Source organism: Metapseudomonas resinovorans DSM 21078, assembly GCF_000423545.1.
GTDB classification, from domain to species: domain Bacteria; phylum Pseudomonadota; class Gammaproteobacteria; order Pseudomonadales; family Pseudomonadaceae; genus Metapseudomonas; species Metapseudomonas resinovorans.
The window spans coordinates 111,446-128,360 of the sequence record NZ_AUIE01000006.1 but is presented as its reverse complement, the minus strand read 5'-3'; the positions used below and the strand labels follow the sequence as shown (position 1 = coordinate 128,360).

The following is a 16,915-nucleotide window of genomic DNA, read 5'->3' as shown; positions in this document are numbered from 1 at the left end:
AACACTGCAGAAACTACAGGTGGTATCACGCCGCCAGTTGTGACCTTGCAGAGCACGCGGACATGGAAGAATTGATTTGCTGGTTCGAGCGGCACCCCGGCACTGCCGGCTGGGTACAAGCCGTTGGCTCCATCATCGCGCTGGTGGCGGTGATAGGCGTGGCCTGGTGGCAGAATCAGAAAGCACTGCGACTTATCATGGAGCAGCGTATTGAGACGAATCGCCAACTGATTGAGGCCTTCACCGCGATCGCGAGGACCACGCGCAGCCATTTCCTCACGATTCTGGACACCATCAACCAGGATTCGCCCGCCGCATTTCTCAATAGCGTTGATATCGCTGCGACCGATCGAGTAATCGCAGCAGTTGATGCTTTCCCGTTTCAGCAACTGCCGACTTTCAACACCATCAATGGCGCGCTGCATATCAGTCAGGTGACTCACCTTCTGCGAGCCAATCTGGACCAGATGCTTTTTGCCATTAATCATGGTGGTGATCTGGCCGCGCACGTCAGTGAATTCCAGACCGAATTCTTCAATCTGTGCAATTGGGTCGAGGCCTTTATTGTCGAGGTTGAAAACTTTCACCCTCGACCCCAACCCCTTCTCGCGCGTCTTCGGCAGCGCAGACGTAACCGCACGGCCTGAACTACACACGTTGCACCTCCAGCAGCACCTGGCAGTCCACACACAAACGACACCCCGGCACTGCAAGGCGCCGGGCTTCGGGAATCTCATCTCCGCATGAATCACAGTCCTCGGCACTCTCGCCTTGGTACCGCACCCGGTTGTCGATGGCCCGTTGCAGGGCCTCGGCTTGAGCAGCCTCCGCCAGCTCGATAAAGCGCTCATCCATGCTGGCGACCCTCCATCGCGGCGCGGGCGCCGGCCATGATGGCGAGCACGGCACGGATCACCTCGTTCCCGTGAAACTCCAGTTCGGCCACCTCATAGGCCTGCCAGCGGTTGTCATCAGCGCCCTCGTGCAAGCTGCGAACGAACATGCCCTCCTTCACCAGCAGCTCGCCCACGGCCTTCAGAGCATCGGGCGTCGCGCTCACAGGTTCTGGCCGGTACCACACCGCCCCAGCCGGACGATTCAGCGCGTCCAACAGACGTGCATCCTTGGTGGCACCAATGATCTCTTCCAGCTCGTCGGGCGTCGGCCAGCGGCGCTCCTCGTCGAGCTTCAGTTTCTTCTGCAGGGCGTCGAGATCCATGACCAGGTCATGGGCCAGGGCGGTGATCCCGCCGTGATAGTCGCGCCCGGCGCGATACAACGCCTGGCGGAGAGAAAAGACCGGACCCGAGTCCGGCAAAAGGTCAACGCGGCTCATAACCGTAAAAGCTCCCTTTACGGTGTAGCCATCGAGCAGGGCGCGCCCTACTCTATGACCACGACCGATGCATGTGCTGTGTCGTCGTACGCCGAAGCAAGGAGGTCAGAGTCCTTGCCAGGCACCCCGCCGGCGCGGGAGGTCAGAGTCCCGCGCCGGCAACTTCAAGCAACCTTCTTGCGGCGGCCGCCAATCGGGCGAATTTCATACGCCTCATAGCCGCCTTCAGTCAGCTTCCGCACGCGAATGTCCCGGCCCGACTTCATCATCTGCGAGACCGCGCTCTGCGTAACCCGAATCAACCCAGCCACCTCGGGCTGGGTCTTCCCCTCGGCAAATGCCGCAAGGGTTTGATCACTGCACTCGTCCATCACTCTTTCCTCGATGGGTGTCCGGACGAGATATTAGTAACACTTCTATTTCAGCGCAACAGGAAAAAGAAGCGGAGCTGTTTTGATCCAATAAGCGTCGCTTATATATTCAGCACATGGACATTGCACACGAAGAACAGGCCGCCGAAGCCAGTCGCCTCAAGGCGATCTACACAGCCCGCAAAAAGCTGGATCGCACGCTAACCCAAGAGCGTGTGGCCGAGCTCTGCGGCTGGTCTGGACAAAGCGTCGTAAGCCAGTACATGAACGGGAGGATCCCGCTCAATCTATCGGCGCTCCTGAAGTTCGCAGCCATCCTAGACTTCGCCCCCGAAGAGGTAAGCCCTCGCCTTGCCGAGTCGGTGGGTCAGTTCTCAAGGCGCCAGGACGATACTCCCCGCTATGGGCAGCCCAACGAGGAGCGAAGCCCAGCGGTAGCCCTGCCGCTACCCGTCAGTCCAATCGAGGTCTGGGACGACAGCACCCCACTTGGCCCGGACGAAGTGGAGTTGCCGTTCTACAAGGAAGTAGAGATTTCAGCAGGAATGGGATCGGAAGTAATGCTGGAGACCAACGGCGCGAAGCTGCGCTTCGGCAAGAGAAGCCTTCAGCGTAAGGGCATATCACCGGAGACAGCAGCCTGCGCACCAGTAACAGGCAATAGCATGGAGCCGGTGCTGCCGGATGGAAGCACTGTCGGAGTTGACACCTCTTCCACCCAGATTCAAGACGGCAAGATGTACGCGATCGACCACTCGGGCCAACTCAGAGTAAAGCTTTTATACAGGCTCCCGGGCGGTGGGATTCGGGTCCGAAGCTACAACGCTGACGAGTATCCCGATGAGAGATACGACGCCGACTACGTCGAACAGCACATCAGAGTCATCGGGAAAGTGTTCTGGTACTCCGTACTCATCTGATGCGAAGCCGCCACAAAGGCGGCTTTTTTACGTCCATCGGAAATTTTATAAGTAACACTGTTGACTTGATAAATAAGTAAAGCTAATTTTCTGTCCGTACCCACCTCTGCCCCCTGGAGTACGCGACGATGCAAACGACACAGCACAGCTCCACCCGTTGCCAGGTCCACCTGCACCCGGCAGCCACCAACCCCAGCTTGATCTTCGAGATCCGCCGCCAAGCGCGTGACGCTGGCCTGCCCTTCATTGGCACCCAGCAGCGCCGCAACCGCACCTCCGGTACCGGCCCGTTCGGGGGCGATGCGGCATGAACGCCACCATCCCCGAAGCTATCCAGGCCGGCTGGCGGTCGACGCTGAGTTACTACCTCCGCGAGTGCCGTACTTCGCGTTTCGATTCCGCCTCCAGCAACGCCTTCTACATCGTACTGGGCATGGTCTCGTCTGCCCGCTCGCTCAACGCCATTACCGAGCAGGAACGGGACCGCCTCTGCGAGCTGAATCTGAACGCCTCCAACTTTCGCAGCCACGAACTGCGCGAGAAAAAGTTTCCCTACACCCATCGCCCCACCCCGACCATCGCGCAGGAGCAATCCGCATGAACCAACTGATCATCGGCCTGCACGGCCGCGCCCGTTCCGGCAAAGACACCGTGGCCCGCTACCTGGCCGTCCACCTCTCCCTGCTCAGCTACGCCTTCGCGGAGCCGCTGAAGCAGGTCCTGGCCGAGCTCTTCCACCTGACCCAAGCCCACCTGGAGGGCGACCTCAAGGAGCTGCCGCTGCCCGGCATCGGCAAGTCACCGCGCGAACTGATGCAGTTGCTCGGAACCGAGTGGGGGCGCGACCGGGTCCACCCGCAGCTCTGGCTGCTGCTGGCCGAGCAGAACCTGCAACTGCTGGCTGAGCATCACCAGGATATGAAGGGCGTGGTGATCCGCGACGTGCGTTTCGAGAACGAGGCCGACTGGCTGCGCAGCAAGGGCGGCATCATCGTCCACCTCCAGCGCCCCGACGCCCAGCAGGTGGCCGGCCACAGCTCCGAGAACGGGCTCGCCATCGCACCGGGCGACCTTGTTATCCACAACGACGGCAGCCTGTCCGAGCTGTACGACAAGCTCGATGCCCTGATCACCCGGCTGCACCACCGCGCCATCCAGCAGGCAGCCTGAGGCCACGGCCATGAACCGGACCATCCGAGAAGCTGCCCAGGTGCTGGGGGTGCGCGAGCGCGACCTGCGCAACCACCTGCGCGACACCAAGGCGCTGAACCGTGACGGCAGCCTCGCCGCCAAGCACATCGGCGGCGGGAACCTGTTCATGGACCCGCGTTCCCGCTGGGTCGAGGCCACCAAGAGCTACCAGCACTACGCCGTGCTGATGGTCACCGAGGCGGGTATCGCCTGGCTGGCCAAGCGTCTCGGCGTCGAGATCACCATCACCAAGGACAAGGACGCAGCGGCATGAGCCAGCCACGACCAACCGCCGTCGACCACGCCGTGGGCGTGCTCAAGCTCGTCGGCCTGCACATCGACCACCCCACCGTCATCAACCAGAAGCTGGTGCGGGACGCCAGCACCGAGGCCATCGAGCGCCTGCAGCAGCAAGTCGCTCCGGCTGCCCACCACCTGGCGCTGCTGTACGCCCGGTTGGTGGAGCGCACCCCGCCGGGCTACCTGCCCTACGTGACGCTCACTCAAGACCCACAGCGCCCCTACGGCGCCGTGATCACCGACGCCAACGACAACGTGGTCGCCCGCCAGTTGGGCAAGAGTGTCGACAGTCTCGTCGAGCTCATTGCAGCCCAGCTCCCAAGGAAGGGGCGCGGGGAGACCCATGGATGAGCGACACCCTCAGCCAACTGATGCAGCAGTGGAAAGCCAGCAGCCTGACGCTCACCCAGGTCAGGGAGCACTACTTCCCACACATCAAGACCGACAAGCACCTGCGCAAGCTCATCCGCCAGCAGAAGGTGGACCTGGCGGCCTACCAGCACAGCGAGTCCCGGCTCGCATGCTGGTGGGTGCGCCTGAAGGACCTGGCCGACTTCCTCGACAAGCAGTCCGAGAAGGCGGCGTAACCGGCGCCCGGCCGCTCCGGGCAACTCTCTGACGATCCACAACCACGAGGCACAGCACATGAAAGCCACTGATACCGCCGAGTTCATCAACTCACTCAACGCGGGCGTGTTCGCCCAGCAGGTCGGCAAGGCCCTCTCCGACGTCGCCCTGGGCGTTGTCGAGTTCGGCAAGCAGGGCCAGGTGACCCTGACCTTCAAGCTCAAGCAGATCGCCCAGAGCCAGCAGGTGGCCGTGACCCACACCCTGGACTACGTGCAGCCGACCAAGCGGGGCAAGAAGCGCGAAGACACCACCCTGGACACCCCGCTTTACGTGACGGCGGAAGGCCTCCAATTGTTCCTGACCAACCCCACGGCGCAGCTCTTCACCGAGAGGGATGCGCCTGTCCACGCCCGCACCTGATCCCTGTTCCACCCAATCTCTGACATCACAAGGAACTGAACCATGCTGCAAAAAGACACCCTGCAATTGATCCTCGCCAACGCCCTCGCCGCAGCAGGCCAGCAGATCACCATCGCCGACGGCGCCACCCTGGCCGTGCTACCGGAGGCGGTGAAGCTGAACAACCTGGAACCGTTCCAGCCCGGACGCAATCGCTTTCGAGGTGCGCTGACCACGCACTCCATCACGGACTTCACCAAGTACGTGGCAGCTCACACCAGCGACGTCCAACGCCCCGCCGGCTTCGTGGACCAGGACCAGATGAGCGCCACCATCATCTTCAACCTGGGCGATGACGAGGTACCCGGCCACGGCGACGACTCCGCCACCCTCAGCCTGAAGCAGACCGCCGCCTATGCCGGCCTGCTGGCGATCCTCGGGCGCGGGCTGTCGCAACAGGCCCTGGCCGAGTGGCTGGAAGACTGGATGCCGCACTTGGTGGCCAGCACCGGTAATGAGTCCCTCGGCATGCCCGCCGCCATCAACGCCGTGCGCCGCATGACCATCAAGGCAGCCAGCCAGCGCGACAGCGTGGTGGGCGATCTGTCTTCCAGCCGCAGCGCCATGGACGAGATCGAAGCCCGCAGCCTGGACACCTTGCCCACCACCTTCGTGTTCACCACCGCGCCCTTCGATGGCCTAAGCGCAGCCAGCATCACCCTGCGCCTGTCCGTCATCACCGGCCGCGACGAACCCCTGCTGAAACTCCGCTGGGTGGGTGAAGAAGCCCAGCGCGAAGAGTTCGCCAAGGAGTTCAAGGACGTGCTCGAGCAGCAGGTAGGCGGCCTGGTACCGCTGACCATCGGCACCTTCAACCTCGGCAAGTAAGCCACCGTTCAAGCCCCGCTGCCGGACTCTGACAGCTATTCCCGGCGGCGGGCACCTACGAGGACACAGCACATGCAAGAAGCAACCATCATCCAACTGTTGGCCGCCGCACTGGTCATCACCCTATTCGCCTGGCCCCTGATCGCCACTCGCATGGCTGCCACCGCCCGGGCCAATGGCTACGACGAAGGCCACAAGATCGCCCGCGAAGCCAACGCCGAACGCATCCACCTGCTCAACATTGACCTCGTCGAACTGGCCCGCAAGCGCGAAGCGGACAAGACCGGCCACCGCCTCGAGCGCGACCAGCTCATCCAAGACGCAGACCAACGCATCGCTGAATACGCGCGTCGCTCCAATCCATTCAACGACCAAGACCTGGCCACGCTGGCCGCCGCCGTGAGAAGCCTGGAACTGGCCCGCGACACCTTTGCCGGCCTACAAGCGCTGGATAAGCAGGCCGAGTCGGCTCGCCAAGCAGTCAGCATGCGCAACATGCACGACCGGTTGAAGTCTGCCCTGGAGGCACAAGCCCACCCGGCAGAACACATCAACATGGAGGCCGCAGCATGACCTGGATCGTCACCCGCAGCGGACGCAAGTTCGACCTGGCCCGCCCCACCGCTGACATGGTGGACCCAACCGACATTACCCACAGCCTGAGCATGCAGTGCCGCTTCAACGGCCACACCGCCCGGTTCTACAGCGTCGCCCAGCACTGCTACCTGGTGTCCGACCTGGTGCCGGCTGAACACCAGCTCGCCGCACTACTCCACGACGCCACCGAAGCCTATGTGGGCGACATGGTTCGCCCGCTGAAGGAAGGTATGCGCGACCACGCCCACAGCCTCGGCGTGACCTGCCTATATGACGAGGTAGAGCGGAACGTCTGGCTGGCGATCTGTGAGCGCTTCAACCTCGACCCGATCCTGCCTGAGTGTGTGAAGCACGCTGACCTGATCGCCCTGGCCACCGAGAAGCGCGACCTGATGCCCCACCACCCCGAGCCCTGGGCCTGCCTCGACGGCATCGAACCCTTCGCCGGCTTTATCGATCCGTGGGCGCCCAGCTACGCGGCCATCCACTACCACCACCGCCTACTCCAGCTGTTGGCCACCACTCACCGCGGGAGGGCTCAAGCGTGAACAGGATCATCAAAGAAGGTCGCTTTGCTCCAAAGGTCATCAACAAGGTTCCACTGAAGAAGTCGCGCCTGCAGAAATCTGCCAGCCTCTCTGAAAACAGCGATTGCTGGCCGCTCTACTCCAGCGTTGCTCAGGTACATCTCGTGAATGATGGTGCGCATCGGGTCGCCAGCACCAACCTCCTCAACAGGCAAGAAGCGCATTTCGAGGTGTTCCCGAACCTTCATTCCGGGCCCATTGGTGGTACCCGAGTGTTTACCGTTGTTCGCCAGTGCCTGACAGGTCGCCAGCGCGGGACACTCGTTGGCCAGTACAATCCTGAAGGAGTCCAGCCTTCCATCGGGGCAGATTTTTCTTTTTACATCTCTAGGAAGTGCTGCCCACGCCCAATCCACGATGTGCCACGCGGTTACAGCGCAATTGAAGGCAAAGAACGACGCACTGGTGACTTCACTAAACACCCTGGCACTTTTCTTTTGCGCTATCGCCAAGTGCATGAGCTCCCAGTGCAACTTGAAGAGCATGTCCCCAACAGACTTCACTCCAATAACCTTGCTAGAAACGTCTTCTTGCCGAGGTGTTCTACTCATTCAGGCCTCCCTATCGTAGTAGTCCGCACTCCCGGCCCTCTTGTACACCATGAGGCGGCGCGAGGGGTGATGGCATGAGCAATCTCTACCGCATCCACCCCCAGTCCAGCTTCAACTTCGACGGTCTGGTAATCGACAACTTCGCCGGCGGCGGCGGCGCCTCCACCGGGATCGAGATGGCCCTGGGCCGGCCGGTGGACATCGCCATCAATCACGATCCCGAAGCAATCGCCATGCACGAGATCAACCACCCCCACACCAAGCATTATTGCGAGTCGGTATGGGAGGTTGACCCGCGCACCATCACGGGCGGCAAGCCCGTCGAGCTGGCCTGGTTCAGCCCGGACTGCAAGCACTTCAGCAAGGCCAAGGGCGGCAAGCCGGTGAAGAAGGAGATCCGGGGCCTCGCCTGGGTGGCGATCCGCTACGCCGCGACGGTGAAGCCCCGCGTGATCATGCTGGAGAACGTCGAGGAGTTCATCACCTGGGGGCCCCTGGCTGATGGCCGCCCCTGCCCGAAGAACAAGGGCCGGACCTTCAACAGCTTCGTGAACGCCCTACGTCGCCACGGCTACCAGGTGGAGTGGCGCGAGCTGCGGGGCAATGCCTATGGCGCGGCGACCATCCGCAAGCGGCTGTTCCTGATCGCCCGTTGTGACGGCAGGCCCATCGTCTGGCCGGAGCCCACCCACGCGCCGGCCGATAGCCCGGAGGTCAAGACAAAGCGCGCCCTACCCCAGCGCCTGGCCGCCGATATCATCGACTGGTCCATCCCCTGCCCGTCCATCTTCCTCACCCGGGAAGAAGGCAAGGCCGCAGGAGTGCGCCGACCGCTGGCCGAGGCCACAATGCGCCGCATCGCCCGGGGCATCCGGCGCTTCGTGCTGGACGCCGAGCAACCCTTCCTGGTGAAGGTGAACCACGGCTACGACTACTTCCGCGGGCAATCGCTCGAGGAACCGCTGCAGACCATCACCAGCAAGCTGGGCACTGGTCTGGTGGTACCGACGCTGGTCCCTTTCATCACCGAGCATGCCAACGGCACCACCCAGCGCAACATGCCGGCCGACGCCCCGTTGCGCACCATCTGCGCCGAGGTGAAGGGCGGACACTTCGCGCTGGTATCGCCCACCCTGGTTCAGCTCGGCTATGGTGAACGCGAAGGCCAAGCACCTCGTGTGCCCGGCCTGGACAAGCCACTAGGCACCGTGATGGCCGGCGGCGGTAAACACGGCCTAGTCGCCGCCTTCCTCGCCAAACACTTCGGCGGCAACTACACCGGCCCGGGCGCCGAGCTGGCCGAGCCGATGCACACCATCACCACGCAGGACCACCACGCCCTGGTAACCGCCCACATCCAGCGCGACTTCACCGGCAGCACCGGCCATGGCGCGGGAGAACCCTTGGCTACCGTCACAGCCGGCGGCAGCGGCAAGGCCGCCCTGGTCGCCAGCAGTCTGGTGAAGCTGCGCGGGACTAGCCGCCACGGGCAGCCTCTCGACGAACCGCTGCATACCGTAAGCGCTCAGGGCAACCATCACGCCGAGGTTCGTGCCTTCCTGCTGAAGTACTACGACACTGCCGTGGGCCAGGAACTCGAGGACCCGCTGCACACCATCACCACCAAACACCGTATGGGTCTGGTGATGGTAAAGGGCGAGCCCTATCAGATCGTAGACATCGGCATGCGCATGCTCGAGCCCCACGAGCTCTACGCCGCCCAAGGCTTCCCGGCTAACTACATCCACCACCGCACCGCCACCAAGCCCGAACTGAGCAAGGCCGCCCAGGTGCGCATGTGCGGCAACAGCGTCTGCCCACCCGTGGCCGCCGCACTGGTGCGCGCGAACCTGGTGGATCAGCAGCAGAGCGAGGAGGCGGCATGAGCAAGCGCAAGCCCTACAACCACCGCGCCCGGCTTCACGCCTACTTCAAGGCAATGCTGAGCAGCAACCACGTGGCGGTGGTCGATGCCGAGGCCAGCGGCGTCCAGACGCTGATCAACTGGAAGAACGCGGCCCTGATCACCTCCGGAAGCCGCCGCACCATAGTCGACGCGGTGTGCGACATCCCGCATCAGTGGTGCATCTACCTGGCCGCGCTCTGCCGCGACCACGCGGGCAAGCGCTACATGAAGGCGGTCGAGGTGACGCCGCAAGGTGTCTACCTCGCCAAAGACCTTGAGCAGGTCATTGAGACCTACAGCGTCGAACTGCGAGACGGCTGCAACCCCAAGCACCTGCAAGGCATGGCCTGGATCGCGATCCCCGGCCCGGTGTCGCTGGAAGAGGCCCAGGCCGACCGCATCTTCGACGCCGTCAGCGCCTGGCCGGCACCCTCACAAGCCGCATGAACAGGAGCCGCCAATCATGAGCACACCACGTTGGGTCCTGATCAAGCGCGCCGCGGAGCTGACCGGCTACAGCGAAGACGCCATCCGGCACAAGGTGAAGAACGGTACCTGGGCACAGGGCCGGATCTGGAAGAAGGCACGCGACAACCGCGTATTCATCAACCTGGAAGAGGTGGACAAATGGGTGGACAGCTCACCGCAAGAAGCGGCGGCCTGACACCGTACCACGAGCCCCAAGAATGCAACCCCTCCAGCAGTGCCCGCTCCAGGGGTTGCATATTTCAAAAAGAGTGCAGGCTGTTAATCCGACGAACGGTCGCGACACCCCTTTAGAACGGTGCACCGGCCGTTATCACTGAATAGGTAGCAGTGAAAAAAAGGACCGCATATGCCGCACGTACCCCATATCCAACAGCAGTTAAAGCAGCACACCGCCAGGCTGGAATCATTGGCACATGCCATTCAGCTCTTACCTTCCAATGATCCCCGGCACCCAATCCTGTGCTCGGTCTTGAAGACTGAAATCGAGAACATGGAAGACCACCTGCTGGACCTACTGGACTCAGCGATGAGGGATAAATCCAATTGAGTAATCCACTACAGACGGAACTCGCCAAGCACAAGGGCGTCGAGGTCCACGGCAACAACCTGCGCATCACCTTCATGTGGCGCCGCATGCGCTGCCGCGAAACGCTCGGCTTGCCAGTAACCAAGGCGAACATTCGGCACGCCGCCCAGTTGCGCGCGGCCGTGCTGCACGACATCAAGATGGGCACCTTCGACTATGCCCGCCACTTCCCCGAGTCGAAGCACGCCGCGAACTTCAGCAGCGCCCGGAACGAACGGCTGAAGTCCCTGGCCGAGCGCTACCAGGCACTGAAAGCGGTGGATATTACCCCGGACACCGAAAGCCGCTACGCCACAGCACTGAATGTCTGCCTGGAGCTACTGGGGCCGGAGCGACTGGCCAGCGTTCTGTTGCCCGAGGATATCCAGAAGCTCCGCGTCGACCTGATCGAGGAGCGGGCTACGTCGACCGTGAACCACTATCTCGCCGCCTTGGCCGGCTTCCTGGCCTGGTGCGAGAGCAACGGCTACAGCCGAACGGGCCTGGCTGCTGCGTGCACCCGATTCGAGATGAGCGACCGTGAGCCGGACCCTCTGACCCAGGAAGAGTTTGACGCACTCATCGCCAAAGGCTGCCTGCACCAGGTGGACAGCGCCGCGATCACCCTCGCGGTTTACACCGGCCTACGCCCAGGCGAACTCTGCGCGCTGGCCTGCGAGGACATCGACCTGGAGGCAGGCACGCTCCAAGTGCAACGCGCCATCACCAGCCGCGGAACGTTCAAGCTGCCGAAGACCGGCAAGCCGAGGACGGTGATGATGCTGCCCCCGGCACTCGAGGCCTGCCGAACCCTGGTGCAACTGGCTACCGAACGAAAACGGCTGGACGTGACGGTGCATCTGACCCGCCATGAGACTCGCATGGACACGATCACCCCGTTACTCACCCCGGGCACGCTGGCCCGCAAGAAGAAGGTGAACCCATGGTTCGTGCCGACTGCCTGGAACACCAAGTGGGCGGCCATCCAGAAGCGCGCCGAGATCCGCCCGCGCCGGCCGTATCAGACCCGCCACACCTACGCCTGCTGGTGTCTGACGGCCCGTGGCAACCTAGCCTTCATCTCAAAACAGATGGGCCATAAGGATTTCACCATGCTGGTGGAGGTCTACGCCAAATGGATGGACGACGAATCTCCGAATGAACTCCAGCACATTTGGAATGGAATCCAGAACCAGAAATACAGGACTAGGTCCTGAACCTGGTTCTGGACGATAAGTCACTTATGATAAGTGCCTTGGTAAGCCTTCTCCAAAACGTCGATTAGAACTGCGACCTGCAAGTTAATATCGTGCAACGCACGATGATCGCAATCAACGGCTGGCCTATTGGGAACCCGATAGAAGCCATTGTTCGTGATAGCAGTCCTGACTTGCTGGGCTGTTATGAGCACCCCACTATCGTCTCGCAACTTCAATCTCGCCAAAGAATCCTCAAGCGTCTTCAGACAGGGATCTATCGATGCTTCAAGTTTACGAATCACAGCAGCATCGCTTGACAACAAGCATTCAAGCGCACTCTCTCGAACCTTTTCCACAGAAGATATCGTCCGATCAAGAAACTGCCGAGTCTCTTTCCGCGTCTCTCTTCTGTCGTTGCCTTTAGAAACAACAAACCAGCCAAGGATCACCAAGGCGGATGGAACGACAAATTTTACCAACTCCAGCAACACGGCCCATCCAGAGCCCCCTTCATCACCTGGAATCAAGCGCGTCTCCTCGCACTATCAATATAGCCCCAAGCTTCATTTACATAGCTTTGCAGGGAAAAATTTATGGTTAGCTTTCGATGAAGATCCTGAGCAGTGTAAACCCCTTCACGAACTAACCCGCCGAACGCCTCATCAAGAAATGAAGATCCCAACGCAATAACCCCATTAAGATCTACAGTCACACGTTCGTTATCACGCAGGGCTGGAATCAAAATATCATCCCTAAACTCCTCTCCTGACTGAGGCCCATCCTTCCTAGACCTCACACAGGGCATCCTTGCAAACTCTTTGCTGACATTAATCATAATTGAACTCATCATGCTTGCTCACTGACAAGACCAAAAGCCTCGATCGGAATACTCCACTGAATTACCGTACCCACAATACTCAGCTTTTCGTCGAATGAAACTTCTCTCCCAGCAGCATTATCCAAACTAAACACACCCTTATTGCTGTAGATCCCAAGACTACCAACCTTGTGATCCCGCACCACCTTAAGAATATCTTTAAGACCCTTCCCGCGGTGTTTTTCGTTAGTTCTAGTCTTGCCTACCGTAAAAGCCAACTCGATCATTTTGTGGTGCTCCCGCTTCAAGCCAGACCGAGTTTTCAGATAGCTTCTTACTTCTTCTTTCCAATTCGACTCAAGAGTGCCAGGAATTCCAGCACCCAGATCACAAATAACGACAGCGATGTCCTCATCCACTTGCCTAGCGAATAGCCACCACTTTTTCTTTGTCGCTGGATACCCCTTGCTAGCCCCTTCACGATCCTTGATGTAGGCATGCTCGGAAGAGTTCGCTACGGCTTCAGCCATACCACTCAATAGCGCGAGCCTAAGCTCTTGGTTACTGCTATCAGTAAGAATTCTAGGCAAGCTGTCCGGGATCGCCCGCAGATCCCCTTCGTGCCCCGAGACATAAAGCCAAGGCACCACATTCTGCGCATCAATCTGAGGGATCCTGCTGGGCAGTCCCAGCTTACTCAGGAGCCCGACATGCTGAAACAGCTGCTCGACCACCTCATCTTGCGGATACGTCCCAGTAAACTTGGGACCGCATCCAGGTGTTTCAAGTAGCCGCTCAATCTCTGCCAAGAACAGTAATGTCCCACACGGATGGAGCTGGGTCACATTGGAAAAGTCAATGATGACGTTAGAGATTTCTGGCGCTTGAGCCGCGGCCCGCATACGCCGCAGCACGGGCACCAAAGCGTCCCTCCATTCTGTCTTCCCCAAGCTCACAATCCTCGGAAGGCGAACCTTGACGGTCGAGAACTGAAGTGAAGACGCCTTTACGCGCCTTGCTTGAGCACGGCACTGCTTCGCGAAAAGCGCATAGCTCCTGCGCTTGTGGAGGTCAATCGCGTCCCTGGATACCCTTTTCATAGCCCTGCCGCAGTCTAAAAATTCGCAGATGATACGGTTGTTCGCGCTAGGAATGAACAGCCTTAGGACGAGATCGACCGCCGCTCACCAAGGCACTGCTATCGTTATCCACCGTTTCGCAACCAGTAAGACTGAAAGCTTCATCGCCAATCGGCGAGTGATCGAAAGCGTACCCACCTTAGACCAAGCAGCACCTTCCCCTACCGCCGCAACCTTACCTGCGAGCGCCCTATGACCGTGATAACCTTGCGCGCAATTAGACGCAGATAGGCCTTCTAGGACTTCACCATGCTGGCGCGGGGCCGCGCTAAGTAGTTGGGCGACGAATGGCCAAACGAGCCCCAACACATCTGGCGCAGCATCCAGAACCAGAAGCGAAAAGCCCCAATTCTGCCCCACAAAAATTCTGACATAGTGCTAACTAGCTGATGGCAAAGGATATTCAGGATTTCTCCGAACACACCCCGATGATGCAGCAGTACTGGAAGCTGAAAAACCAGCACCCGAACCAGCTGATGTTCTATCGCATGGGCGACTTCTACGAGATCTTCTACGAGGACGCCAAGAAGGCTGCCAAGCTTCTCGACATCACCCTGACTGCGCGCGGCCAATCGGCCGGCAAGTCCATCCCCATGGCGGGCATCCCTTTCCACTCGGTGGAGGGCTATCTGGCCAAGCTGGTCAAGCTTGGCGAATCCGTGGTGATCTGCGAGCAGATCGGCGATCCGGCCACCAGCAAAGGACCGGTGGAGCGCCAGGTTGTCCGCATCATCACCCCTGGCACCATCAGCGACGAAGCGCTGCTGGACGAACGCCGCGACAACCTGCTGACTGCCGTAGTGGGCGATGAACGCCTGTTCGGCGTGGCGGTGCTGGATATCACCAGCGGCCGTTTCAGCGTTCAGGAAATCAAGGGCTGGGAGAACCTCCTGGCAGAACTGGAACGCCTCAATCCCGCCGAACTGCTGATCCCGGACGATTGGCCCCAAGGGCTCCCGGCCGAAAAACGTCGGGGGGTCCGCCGTCGCGCGCCTTGGGATTTCGACCGCGACTCAGCGAAAAAGAGCCTCTGCCAGCAGTTCGGCGTTCAGGACCTCAAAGGCTTCGGCTGCGAAACCCTGACCCTGGCCATCGGCTCCGCCGGCTGCCTGCTGGCCTATGCCAAAGAAACCCAGCGCACCGCCCTGCCCCACTTGCGCAGCCTTCGCCATGAGCGCATCGACGATACCGTGATCCTCGATGCTGCCAGCCGCCGCAACCTGGAGTTGGACGTCAACCTTTCCGGTGGCCGCGACAATACCCTGCAGTCGGTGATCGACCGTTGCCAGACCGCAATGGGCAGCCGCCTCCTGAGCCGCTGGCTGAACCGCCCGTTGCGCGACCGCGGCGTGCTGGAGGCCCGTCAGGATGCCATCGACTGCCTGCTGGATCGCTATCGCTTCGAAAACCTGCAACCGCAGCTGAAGGAAATTGGCGACGTCGAGCGCATCCTCGCTCGCATCGGCCTGCGCAATGCGCGTCCCCGTGACCTCGCGCGCCTGCGCGATGCCCTGGCCGCCCTGCCGCAACTGCAAGGCGCCATGACCGAACTGGAAGCGCCACACCTGCAGGACCTGGCCGGGAGCATCCGTACCTATCCCGAACTGGCCGACCTGCTGGCCCGCGCCATCATCGACAATCCGCCGGCGGTCATTCGCGACGGTGGCGTGATCAAGACCGGCTACGACGCCGAGCTGGACGAACTGCAGGCACTGAGCGAAAACGCCGGCCAATACCTGATGGACCTGGAAGCTCGGGAAAAGGCCCGCACCGGCCTGCCCAACCTGAAGGTCGGCTACAACCGCATCCACGGCTACTACATCGAGTTGCCACGCGTGCAGGCCGAGCAGGCCCCGGCGGACTATATCCGCCGCCAGACGCTGAAGGGAGCCGAGCGCTTCATCACCCCGGAGCTGAAGGCCTTCGAAGACAAGGCACTGTCAGCCAAGAGCCGGGCCCTGGCACGGGAAAAGATGCTCTACGATGAACTGCTCGAACTGCTGATCGAGCAGTTGGCCCCGCTGCAGGATACGGCCGGTGCCCTCGCCGAGCTGGACGTGCTGAGCAACTTCTCCGAGCGCGCACTGAACCTCAACCTGAACCGGCCACGCTTCGTCGACGAACCCTGCATGCGCATCAGCGAGGGCCGCCACCCGGTAGTGGAACAGGTGCTGGACACGCCCTTCGTAGCCAACGACCTGGACTTGGACGATGCCACCCGCATGCTGATCATCACCGGCCCGAACATGGGCGGTAAGTCAACCTACATGCGCCAGACGGCCCTGATCGTCCTGCTAGCCCATATCGGCTGCTTCGTGCCGGCGGCCAGCTGCGAGCTATCGCTGGTGGACCGTATCTTCACCCGTATCGGTTCCAGCGACGACTTGGCTGGCGGCCGATCCACCTTCATGGTCGAGATGAGCGAGACCGCTAACATCCTGCACAACGCCAGCGCCAGCAGCCTGGTGCTGATGGACGAAGTGGGCCGCGGCACCAGCACCTTCGACGGCCTGTCATTGGCCTGGGCGGCGGCTGAACACCTGGCCCGCCTGCGCGCCTTCACGCTGTTTGCCACCCACTACTTCGAACTGACCGTACTGCCGGAAAGCGAGTCGGTAGTGGCCAACGTCCACCTGAACGCCACCGAGCACAACGAGCGCATCGTCTTCTTGCACCACGTGCTGCCCGGTCCGGCGAGCCAAAGCTACGGCTTGGCGGTGGCGCAACTGGCGGGAGTGCCTGGCGATGTGATCCAGCGTGCTCGCGAACATCTGGCGCGACTGGAAACTACCAGCCTGCCCCATGAAACCCCACGCCAGAGCCCCGGCCAACCGGGTGCCCCCATGCAGAGTGACCTCTTCGCCAGCCTGCCTCACCCGGTGCTGGACGAATTGGCGAAGATCAAGCCGGATGATCTGACACCCCGCCAGGCGCTGGAGCTGTTATATACATTGAAGTCACGCATCTAACCCCTGAACCGCACAAGCTGCTAGAATCCCGCGCGCTCTGGAATGCACCCGGGAATCAGCCTGCCCGGTGCCGTGAGTTCCCGAGCCGAGAAGCCTGATACAGAAGGCTTCCGAGCCGCCG

Annotated in this window: 24 protein-coding genes; 17 read left to right on the top strand and 7 right to left on the bottom strand. The window is 61.1% G+C overall.

Translation table 11 applies throughout. The annotated features are described in order from the left end of the window. The first annotated feature begins 62 nt into the window (after positions 1–62). Positions 63–647, top strand: a complete 585-nt coding sequence (locus G559_RS28530; RefSeq protein WP_036997024.1) for a hypothetical protein — start codon at positions 63–65, stop codon at positions 645–647. A gap of 1 nt (position 648) precedes the next feature. Here G559_RS28530 and G559_RS0106620 read toward each other — a convergent pair whose 3' ends face one another. From G559_RS0106620 to G559_RS0106610, 3 genes are all read right to left on the bottom strand, one after another. Further along, entirely contained in the window at positions 649–855 is a 207-nt protein-coding gene (locus G559_RS0106620) for a TraR/DksA C4-type zinc finger protein (protein ID WP_036997022.1), read from the bottom strand. Then, entirely contained in the window at positions 848–1,336 is a 489-nt protein-coding gene (locus tag G559_RS0106615; protein ID WP_028627494.1) for a phage regulatory CII family protein, read from the bottom strand. Before G559_RS0106615 ends, G559_RS0106620 begins: the two co-directional genes overlap by 8 nt. Before the next feature lie 164 nt (positions 1,337–1,500). Further along, positions 1,501–1,707 carry a helix-turn-helix domain-containing protein gene (locus tag G559_RS0106610; protein WP_028627493.1) on the bottom strand — a complete coding sequence of 69 codons (207 nt, stop codon included), beginning with the start codon at positions 1,705–1,707 and terminating at the stop codon, positions 1,501–1,503. A gap of 116 nt (positions 1,708–1,823) precedes the next feature. Here G559_RS0106610 and G559_RS0106605 point away from each other — a divergent pair, with 116 nt between their 5' ends. From G559_RS0106605 to G559_RS0106555, 11 genes are all read left to right on the top strand, one after another. Further along, positions 1,824–2,627: a LexA family transcriptional regulator gene (locus G559_RS0106605; protein ID WP_036997020.1), complete on the top strand. Its 804-nt coding sequence runs from the start codon at positions 1,824–1,826 to the stop codon at positions 2,625–2,627. 128 nt (positions 2,628–2,755) lie between these two features. Next, the gene (locus G559_RS28525; protein ID WP_036997018.1) at positions 2,756–2,938 is read left to right on the top strand and encodes a hypothetical protein; all 183 of its coding nucleotides are present in this window, start codon (positions 2,756–2,758) and stop codon (positions 2,936–2,938) included. Next, entirely contained in the window at positions 2,935–3,228 is a 294-nt protein-coding gene (locus tag G559_RS0106595) for a hypothetical protein (RefSeq protein ID WP_028627491.1), read from the top strand. The genes G559_RS28525 and G559_RS0106595 overlap by 4 nt, the downstream gene beginning before the upstream one ends. After that, a complete protein-coding gene (locus G559_RS0106590) occupies positions 3,225–3,797 on the top strand; it encodes a deoxynucleotide monophosphate kinase family protein (protein WP_028627490.1) in 573 nt (190 codons plus the stop codon). The genes G559_RS0106595 and G559_RS0106590 overlap by 4 nt, the downstream gene beginning before the upstream one ends. Positions 3,798–3,807: 10 nt before the next feature. Further along, positions 3,808–4,092, top strand: a complete 285-nt coding sequence (locus tag G559_RS0106585) for a hypothetical protein (protein ID WP_036997015.1) — start codon at positions 3,808–3,810, stop codon at positions 4,090–4,092. After that, positions 4,089–4,469 (top strand): hypothetical protein, encoded by a 381-nt coding sequence (locus tag G559_RS0106580; RefSeq protein WP_028627488.1) that lies wholly within the window; start codon positions 4,089–4,091, stop codon positions 4,467–4,469. The genes G559_RS0106585 and G559_RS0106580 overlap by 4 nt, the downstream gene beginning before the upstream one ends. Further along, a complete protein-coding gene (locus G559_RS0106575) occupies positions 4,466–4,705 on the top strand; it encodes a pyocin activator PrtN family protein (protein ID WP_028627487.1) in 240 nt (79 codons plus the stop codon). Before G559_RS0106580 ends, G559_RS0106575 begins: the two co-directional genes overlap by 4 nt. A 58-nt stretch (positions 4,706–4,763) precedes the next feature. Beyond that, complete coding sequence (locus tag G559_RS0106570) at positions 4,764–5,108, top strand: hypothetical protein (RefSeq protein ID WP_028627486.1); 345 nt, start codon at positions 4,764–4,766, stop codon at positions 5,106–5,108. A 42-nt stretch (positions 5,109–5,150) separates the two neighbouring features. Then, positions 5,151–5,975 (top strand): DUF2303 family protein, encoded by an 825-nt coding sequence (locus tag G559_RS0106565; RefSeq protein ID WP_028627485.1) that lies wholly within the window; start codon positions 5,151–5,153, stop codon positions 5,973–5,975. A 72-nt stretch (positions 5,976–6,047) separates the two neighbouring features. Continuing rightward, complete coding sequence (locus tag G559_RS0106560; protein WP_028627484.1) at positions 6,048–6,548, top strand: hypothetical protein; 501 nt, start codon at positions 6,048–6,050, stop codon at positions 6,546–6,548. After that, positions 6,545–7,120, top strand: coding sequence for a phosphohydrolase (locus G559_RS0106555; RefSeq protein WP_028627483.1), 576 nt, complete (start codon positions 6,545–6,547; stop codon positions 7,118–7,120). The genes G559_RS0106560 and G559_RS0106555 overlap by 4 nt, the downstream gene beginning before the upstream one ends. On the opposite strand, the gene G559_RS0106550 is transcribed toward G559_RS0106555, so the two are convergent. Beyond that, positions 7,111–7,710: a hypothetical protein gene (locus tag G559_RS0106550; protein ID WP_028627482.1), complete on the bottom strand. Its 600-nt coding sequence runs from the start codon at positions 7,708–7,710 to the stop codon at positions 7,111–7,113. The genes G559_RS0106555 and G559_RS0106550 overlap by 10 nt on opposite strands. Positions 7,711–7,784: 74 nt before the next feature. Between G559_RS0106550 and G559_RS0106545 the strand changes: the two genes are divergently transcribed. From G559_RS0106545 to G559_RS0106525, 4 genes are all read left to right on the top strand, one after another. After that, positions 7,785–9,596 (top strand): DNA cytosine methyltransferase, encoded by a 1,812-nt coding sequence (locus G559_RS0106545; protein ID WP_028627481.1) that lies wholly within the window; start codon positions 7,785–7,787, stop codon positions 9,594–9,596. Beyond that, a complete protein-coding gene (locus G559_RS0106540; RefSeq protein WP_028627480.1) occupies positions 9,593–10,063 on the top strand; it encodes a hypothetical protein in 471 nt (156 codons plus the stop codon). Before G559_RS0106545 ends, G559_RS0106540 begins: the two co-directional genes overlap by 4 nt. A 16-nt stretch (positions 10,064–10,079) precedes the next feature. Further along, complete coding sequence (locus tag G559_RS0106535) at positions 10,080–10,280, top strand: excisionase (RefSeq protein ID WP_028627479.1); 201 nt, start codon at positions 10,080–10,082, stop codon at positions 10,278–10,280. A gap of 368 nt (positions 10,281–10,648) precedes the next feature. Then, positions 10,649–11,887 (top strand): site-specific integrase, encoded by a 1,239-nt coding sequence (locus tag G559_RS0106525; protein ID WP_028627477.1) that lies wholly within the window; start codon positions 10,649–10,651, stop codon positions 11,885–11,887. A gap of 20 nt (positions 11,888–11,907) precedes the next feature. On the opposite strand, the gene G559_RS0106520 is transcribed toward G559_RS0106525, so the two are convergent. Genes G559_RS0106520 through G559_RS28520 form a run of 3 tightly spaced genes read right to left on the bottom strand, consistent with a single transcriptional unit; the run spans position 11,908 to position 13,636 of the window. After that, entirely contained in the window at positions 11,908–12,396 is a 489-nt protein-coding gene (locus G559_RS0106520; RefSeq protein ID WP_155945677.1) for a hypothetical protein, read from the bottom strand. Further along, complete coding sequence (locus tag G559_RS29775; RefSeq protein ID WP_211228781.1) at positions 12,393–12,719, bottom strand: STAS-like domain-containing protein; 327 nt, start codon at positions 12,717–12,719, stop codon at positions 12,393–12,395. The genes G559_RS0106520 and G559_RS29775 overlap by 4 nt, the downstream gene beginning before the upstream one ends. Beyond that, positions 12,716–13,636, bottom strand: a complete 921-nt coding sequence (locus G559_RS28520) for a hypothetical protein (RefSeq protein WP_155945676.1) — start codon at positions 13,634–13,636, stop codon at positions 12,716–12,718. The genes G559_RS29775 and G559_RS28520 overlap by 4 nt, the downstream gene beginning before the upstream one ends. A 590-nt stretch (positions 13,637–14,226) precedes the next feature. Here G559_RS28520 and mutS point away from each other — a divergent pair. Then, the gene (mutS, locus tag G559_RS0106510; protein ID WP_155945684.1) at positions 14,227–16,794 is read left to right on the top strand and encodes a DNA mismatch repair protein MutS; all 2,568 of its coding nucleotides are present in this window, start codon (positions 14,227–14,229) and stop codon (positions 16,792–16,794) included. Positions 16,795–16,915 lie beyond the last annotated feature (121 nt).

Excerpts from the sequence above, each read along its gene's own strand:
- G559_RS0106590 (WP_028627490.1), top strand. The coding sequence starts at position 3,225 with ATGAACCAACTGATCATCGGCCTGCACGGCCGCGCCCGTTCCGGCAAA.
- G559_RS0106595 (WP_028627491.1), top strand. The coding sequence starts at position 2,935 with ATGAACGCCACCATCCCCGAAGCTATCCAGGCCGGCTGGCGGTCGACG.
- G559_RS0106565 (WP_028627485.1), top strand. The coding sequence starts at position 5,151 with ATGCTGCAAAAAGACACCCTGCAATTGATCCTCGCCAACGCCCTCGCC.
- G559_RS0106580 (WP_028627488.1), top strand. The coding sequence starts at position 4,089 with ATGAGCCAGCCACGACCAACCGCCGTCGACCACGCCGTGGGCGTGCTC.
- G559_RS29775 (WP_211228781.1), bottom strand. The coding sequence starts at position 12,719 with ATGATGAGTTCAATTATGATTAATGTCAGCAAAGAGTTTGCAAGGATG.
- G559_RS0106605 (WP_036997020.1), top strand. The coding sequence starts at position 1,824 with ATGGACATTGCACACGAAGAACAGGCCGCCGAAGCCAGTCGCCTCAAG.
- G559_RS28525 (WP_036997018.1), top strand. The coding sequence starts at position 2,756 with ATGCAAACGACACAGCACAGCTCCACCCGTTGCCAGGTCCACCTGCAC.
- G559_RS0106545 (WP_028627481.1), top strand. The coding sequence starts at position 7,785 with ATGAGCAATCTCTACCGCATCCACCCCCAGTCCAGCTTCAACTTCGAC.
- G559_RS0106535 (WP_028627479.1), top strand. The coding sequence starts at position 10,080 with ATGAGCACACCACGTTGGGTCCTGATCAAGCGCGCCGCGGAGCTGACC.
- G559_RS0106560 (WP_028627484.1), top strand. The coding sequence starts at position 6,048 with ATGCAAGAAGCAACCATCATCCAACTGTTGGCCGCCGCACTGGTCATC.
- G559_RS0106570 (WP_028627486.1), top strand. The coding sequence starts at position 4,764 with ATGAAAGCCACTGATACCGCCGAGTTCATCAACTCACTCAACGCGGGC.
- G559_RS0106555 (WP_028627483.1), top strand. The coding sequence starts at position 6,545 with ATGACCTGGATCGTCACCCGCAGCGGACGCAAGTTCGACCTGGCCCGC.
- G559_RS0106575 (WP_028627487.1), top strand. The coding sequence starts at position 4,466 with ATGAGCGACACCCTCAGCCAACTGATGCAGCAGTGGAAAGCCAGCAGC.
- G559_RS0106585 (WP_036997015.1), top strand. The coding sequence starts at position 3,808 with ATGAACCGGACCATCCGAGAAGCTGCCCAGGTGCTGGGGGTGCGCGAG.
- G559_RS0106610 (WP_028627493.1), bottom strand. The coding sequence starts at position 1,707 with ATGGACGAGTGCAGTGATCAAACCCTTGCGGCATTTGCCGAGGGGAAG.
- G559_RS0106540 (WP_028627480.1), top strand. The coding sequence starts at position 9,593 with ATGAGCAAGCGCAAGCCCTACAACCACCGCGCCCGGCTTCACGCCTAC.
- G559_RS0106615 (WP_028627494.1), bottom strand. The coding sequence starts at position 1,336 with ATGAGCCGCGTTGACCTTTTGCCGGACTCGGGTCCGGTCTTTTCTCTC.
- G559_RS0106620 (WP_036997022.1), bottom strand. The coding sequence starts at position 855 with ATGGATGAGCGCTTTATCGAGCTGGCGGAGGCTGCTCAAGCCGAGGCC.
- G559_RS28530 (WP_036997024.1), top strand. The coding sequence starts at position 63 with ATGGAAGAATTGATTTGCTGGTTCGAGCGGCACCCCGGCACTGCCGGC.
- G559_RS0106550 (WP_028627482.1), bottom strand. The coding sequence starts at position 7,710 with ATGAGTAGAACACCTCGGCAAGAAGACGTTTCTAGCAAGGTTATTGGA.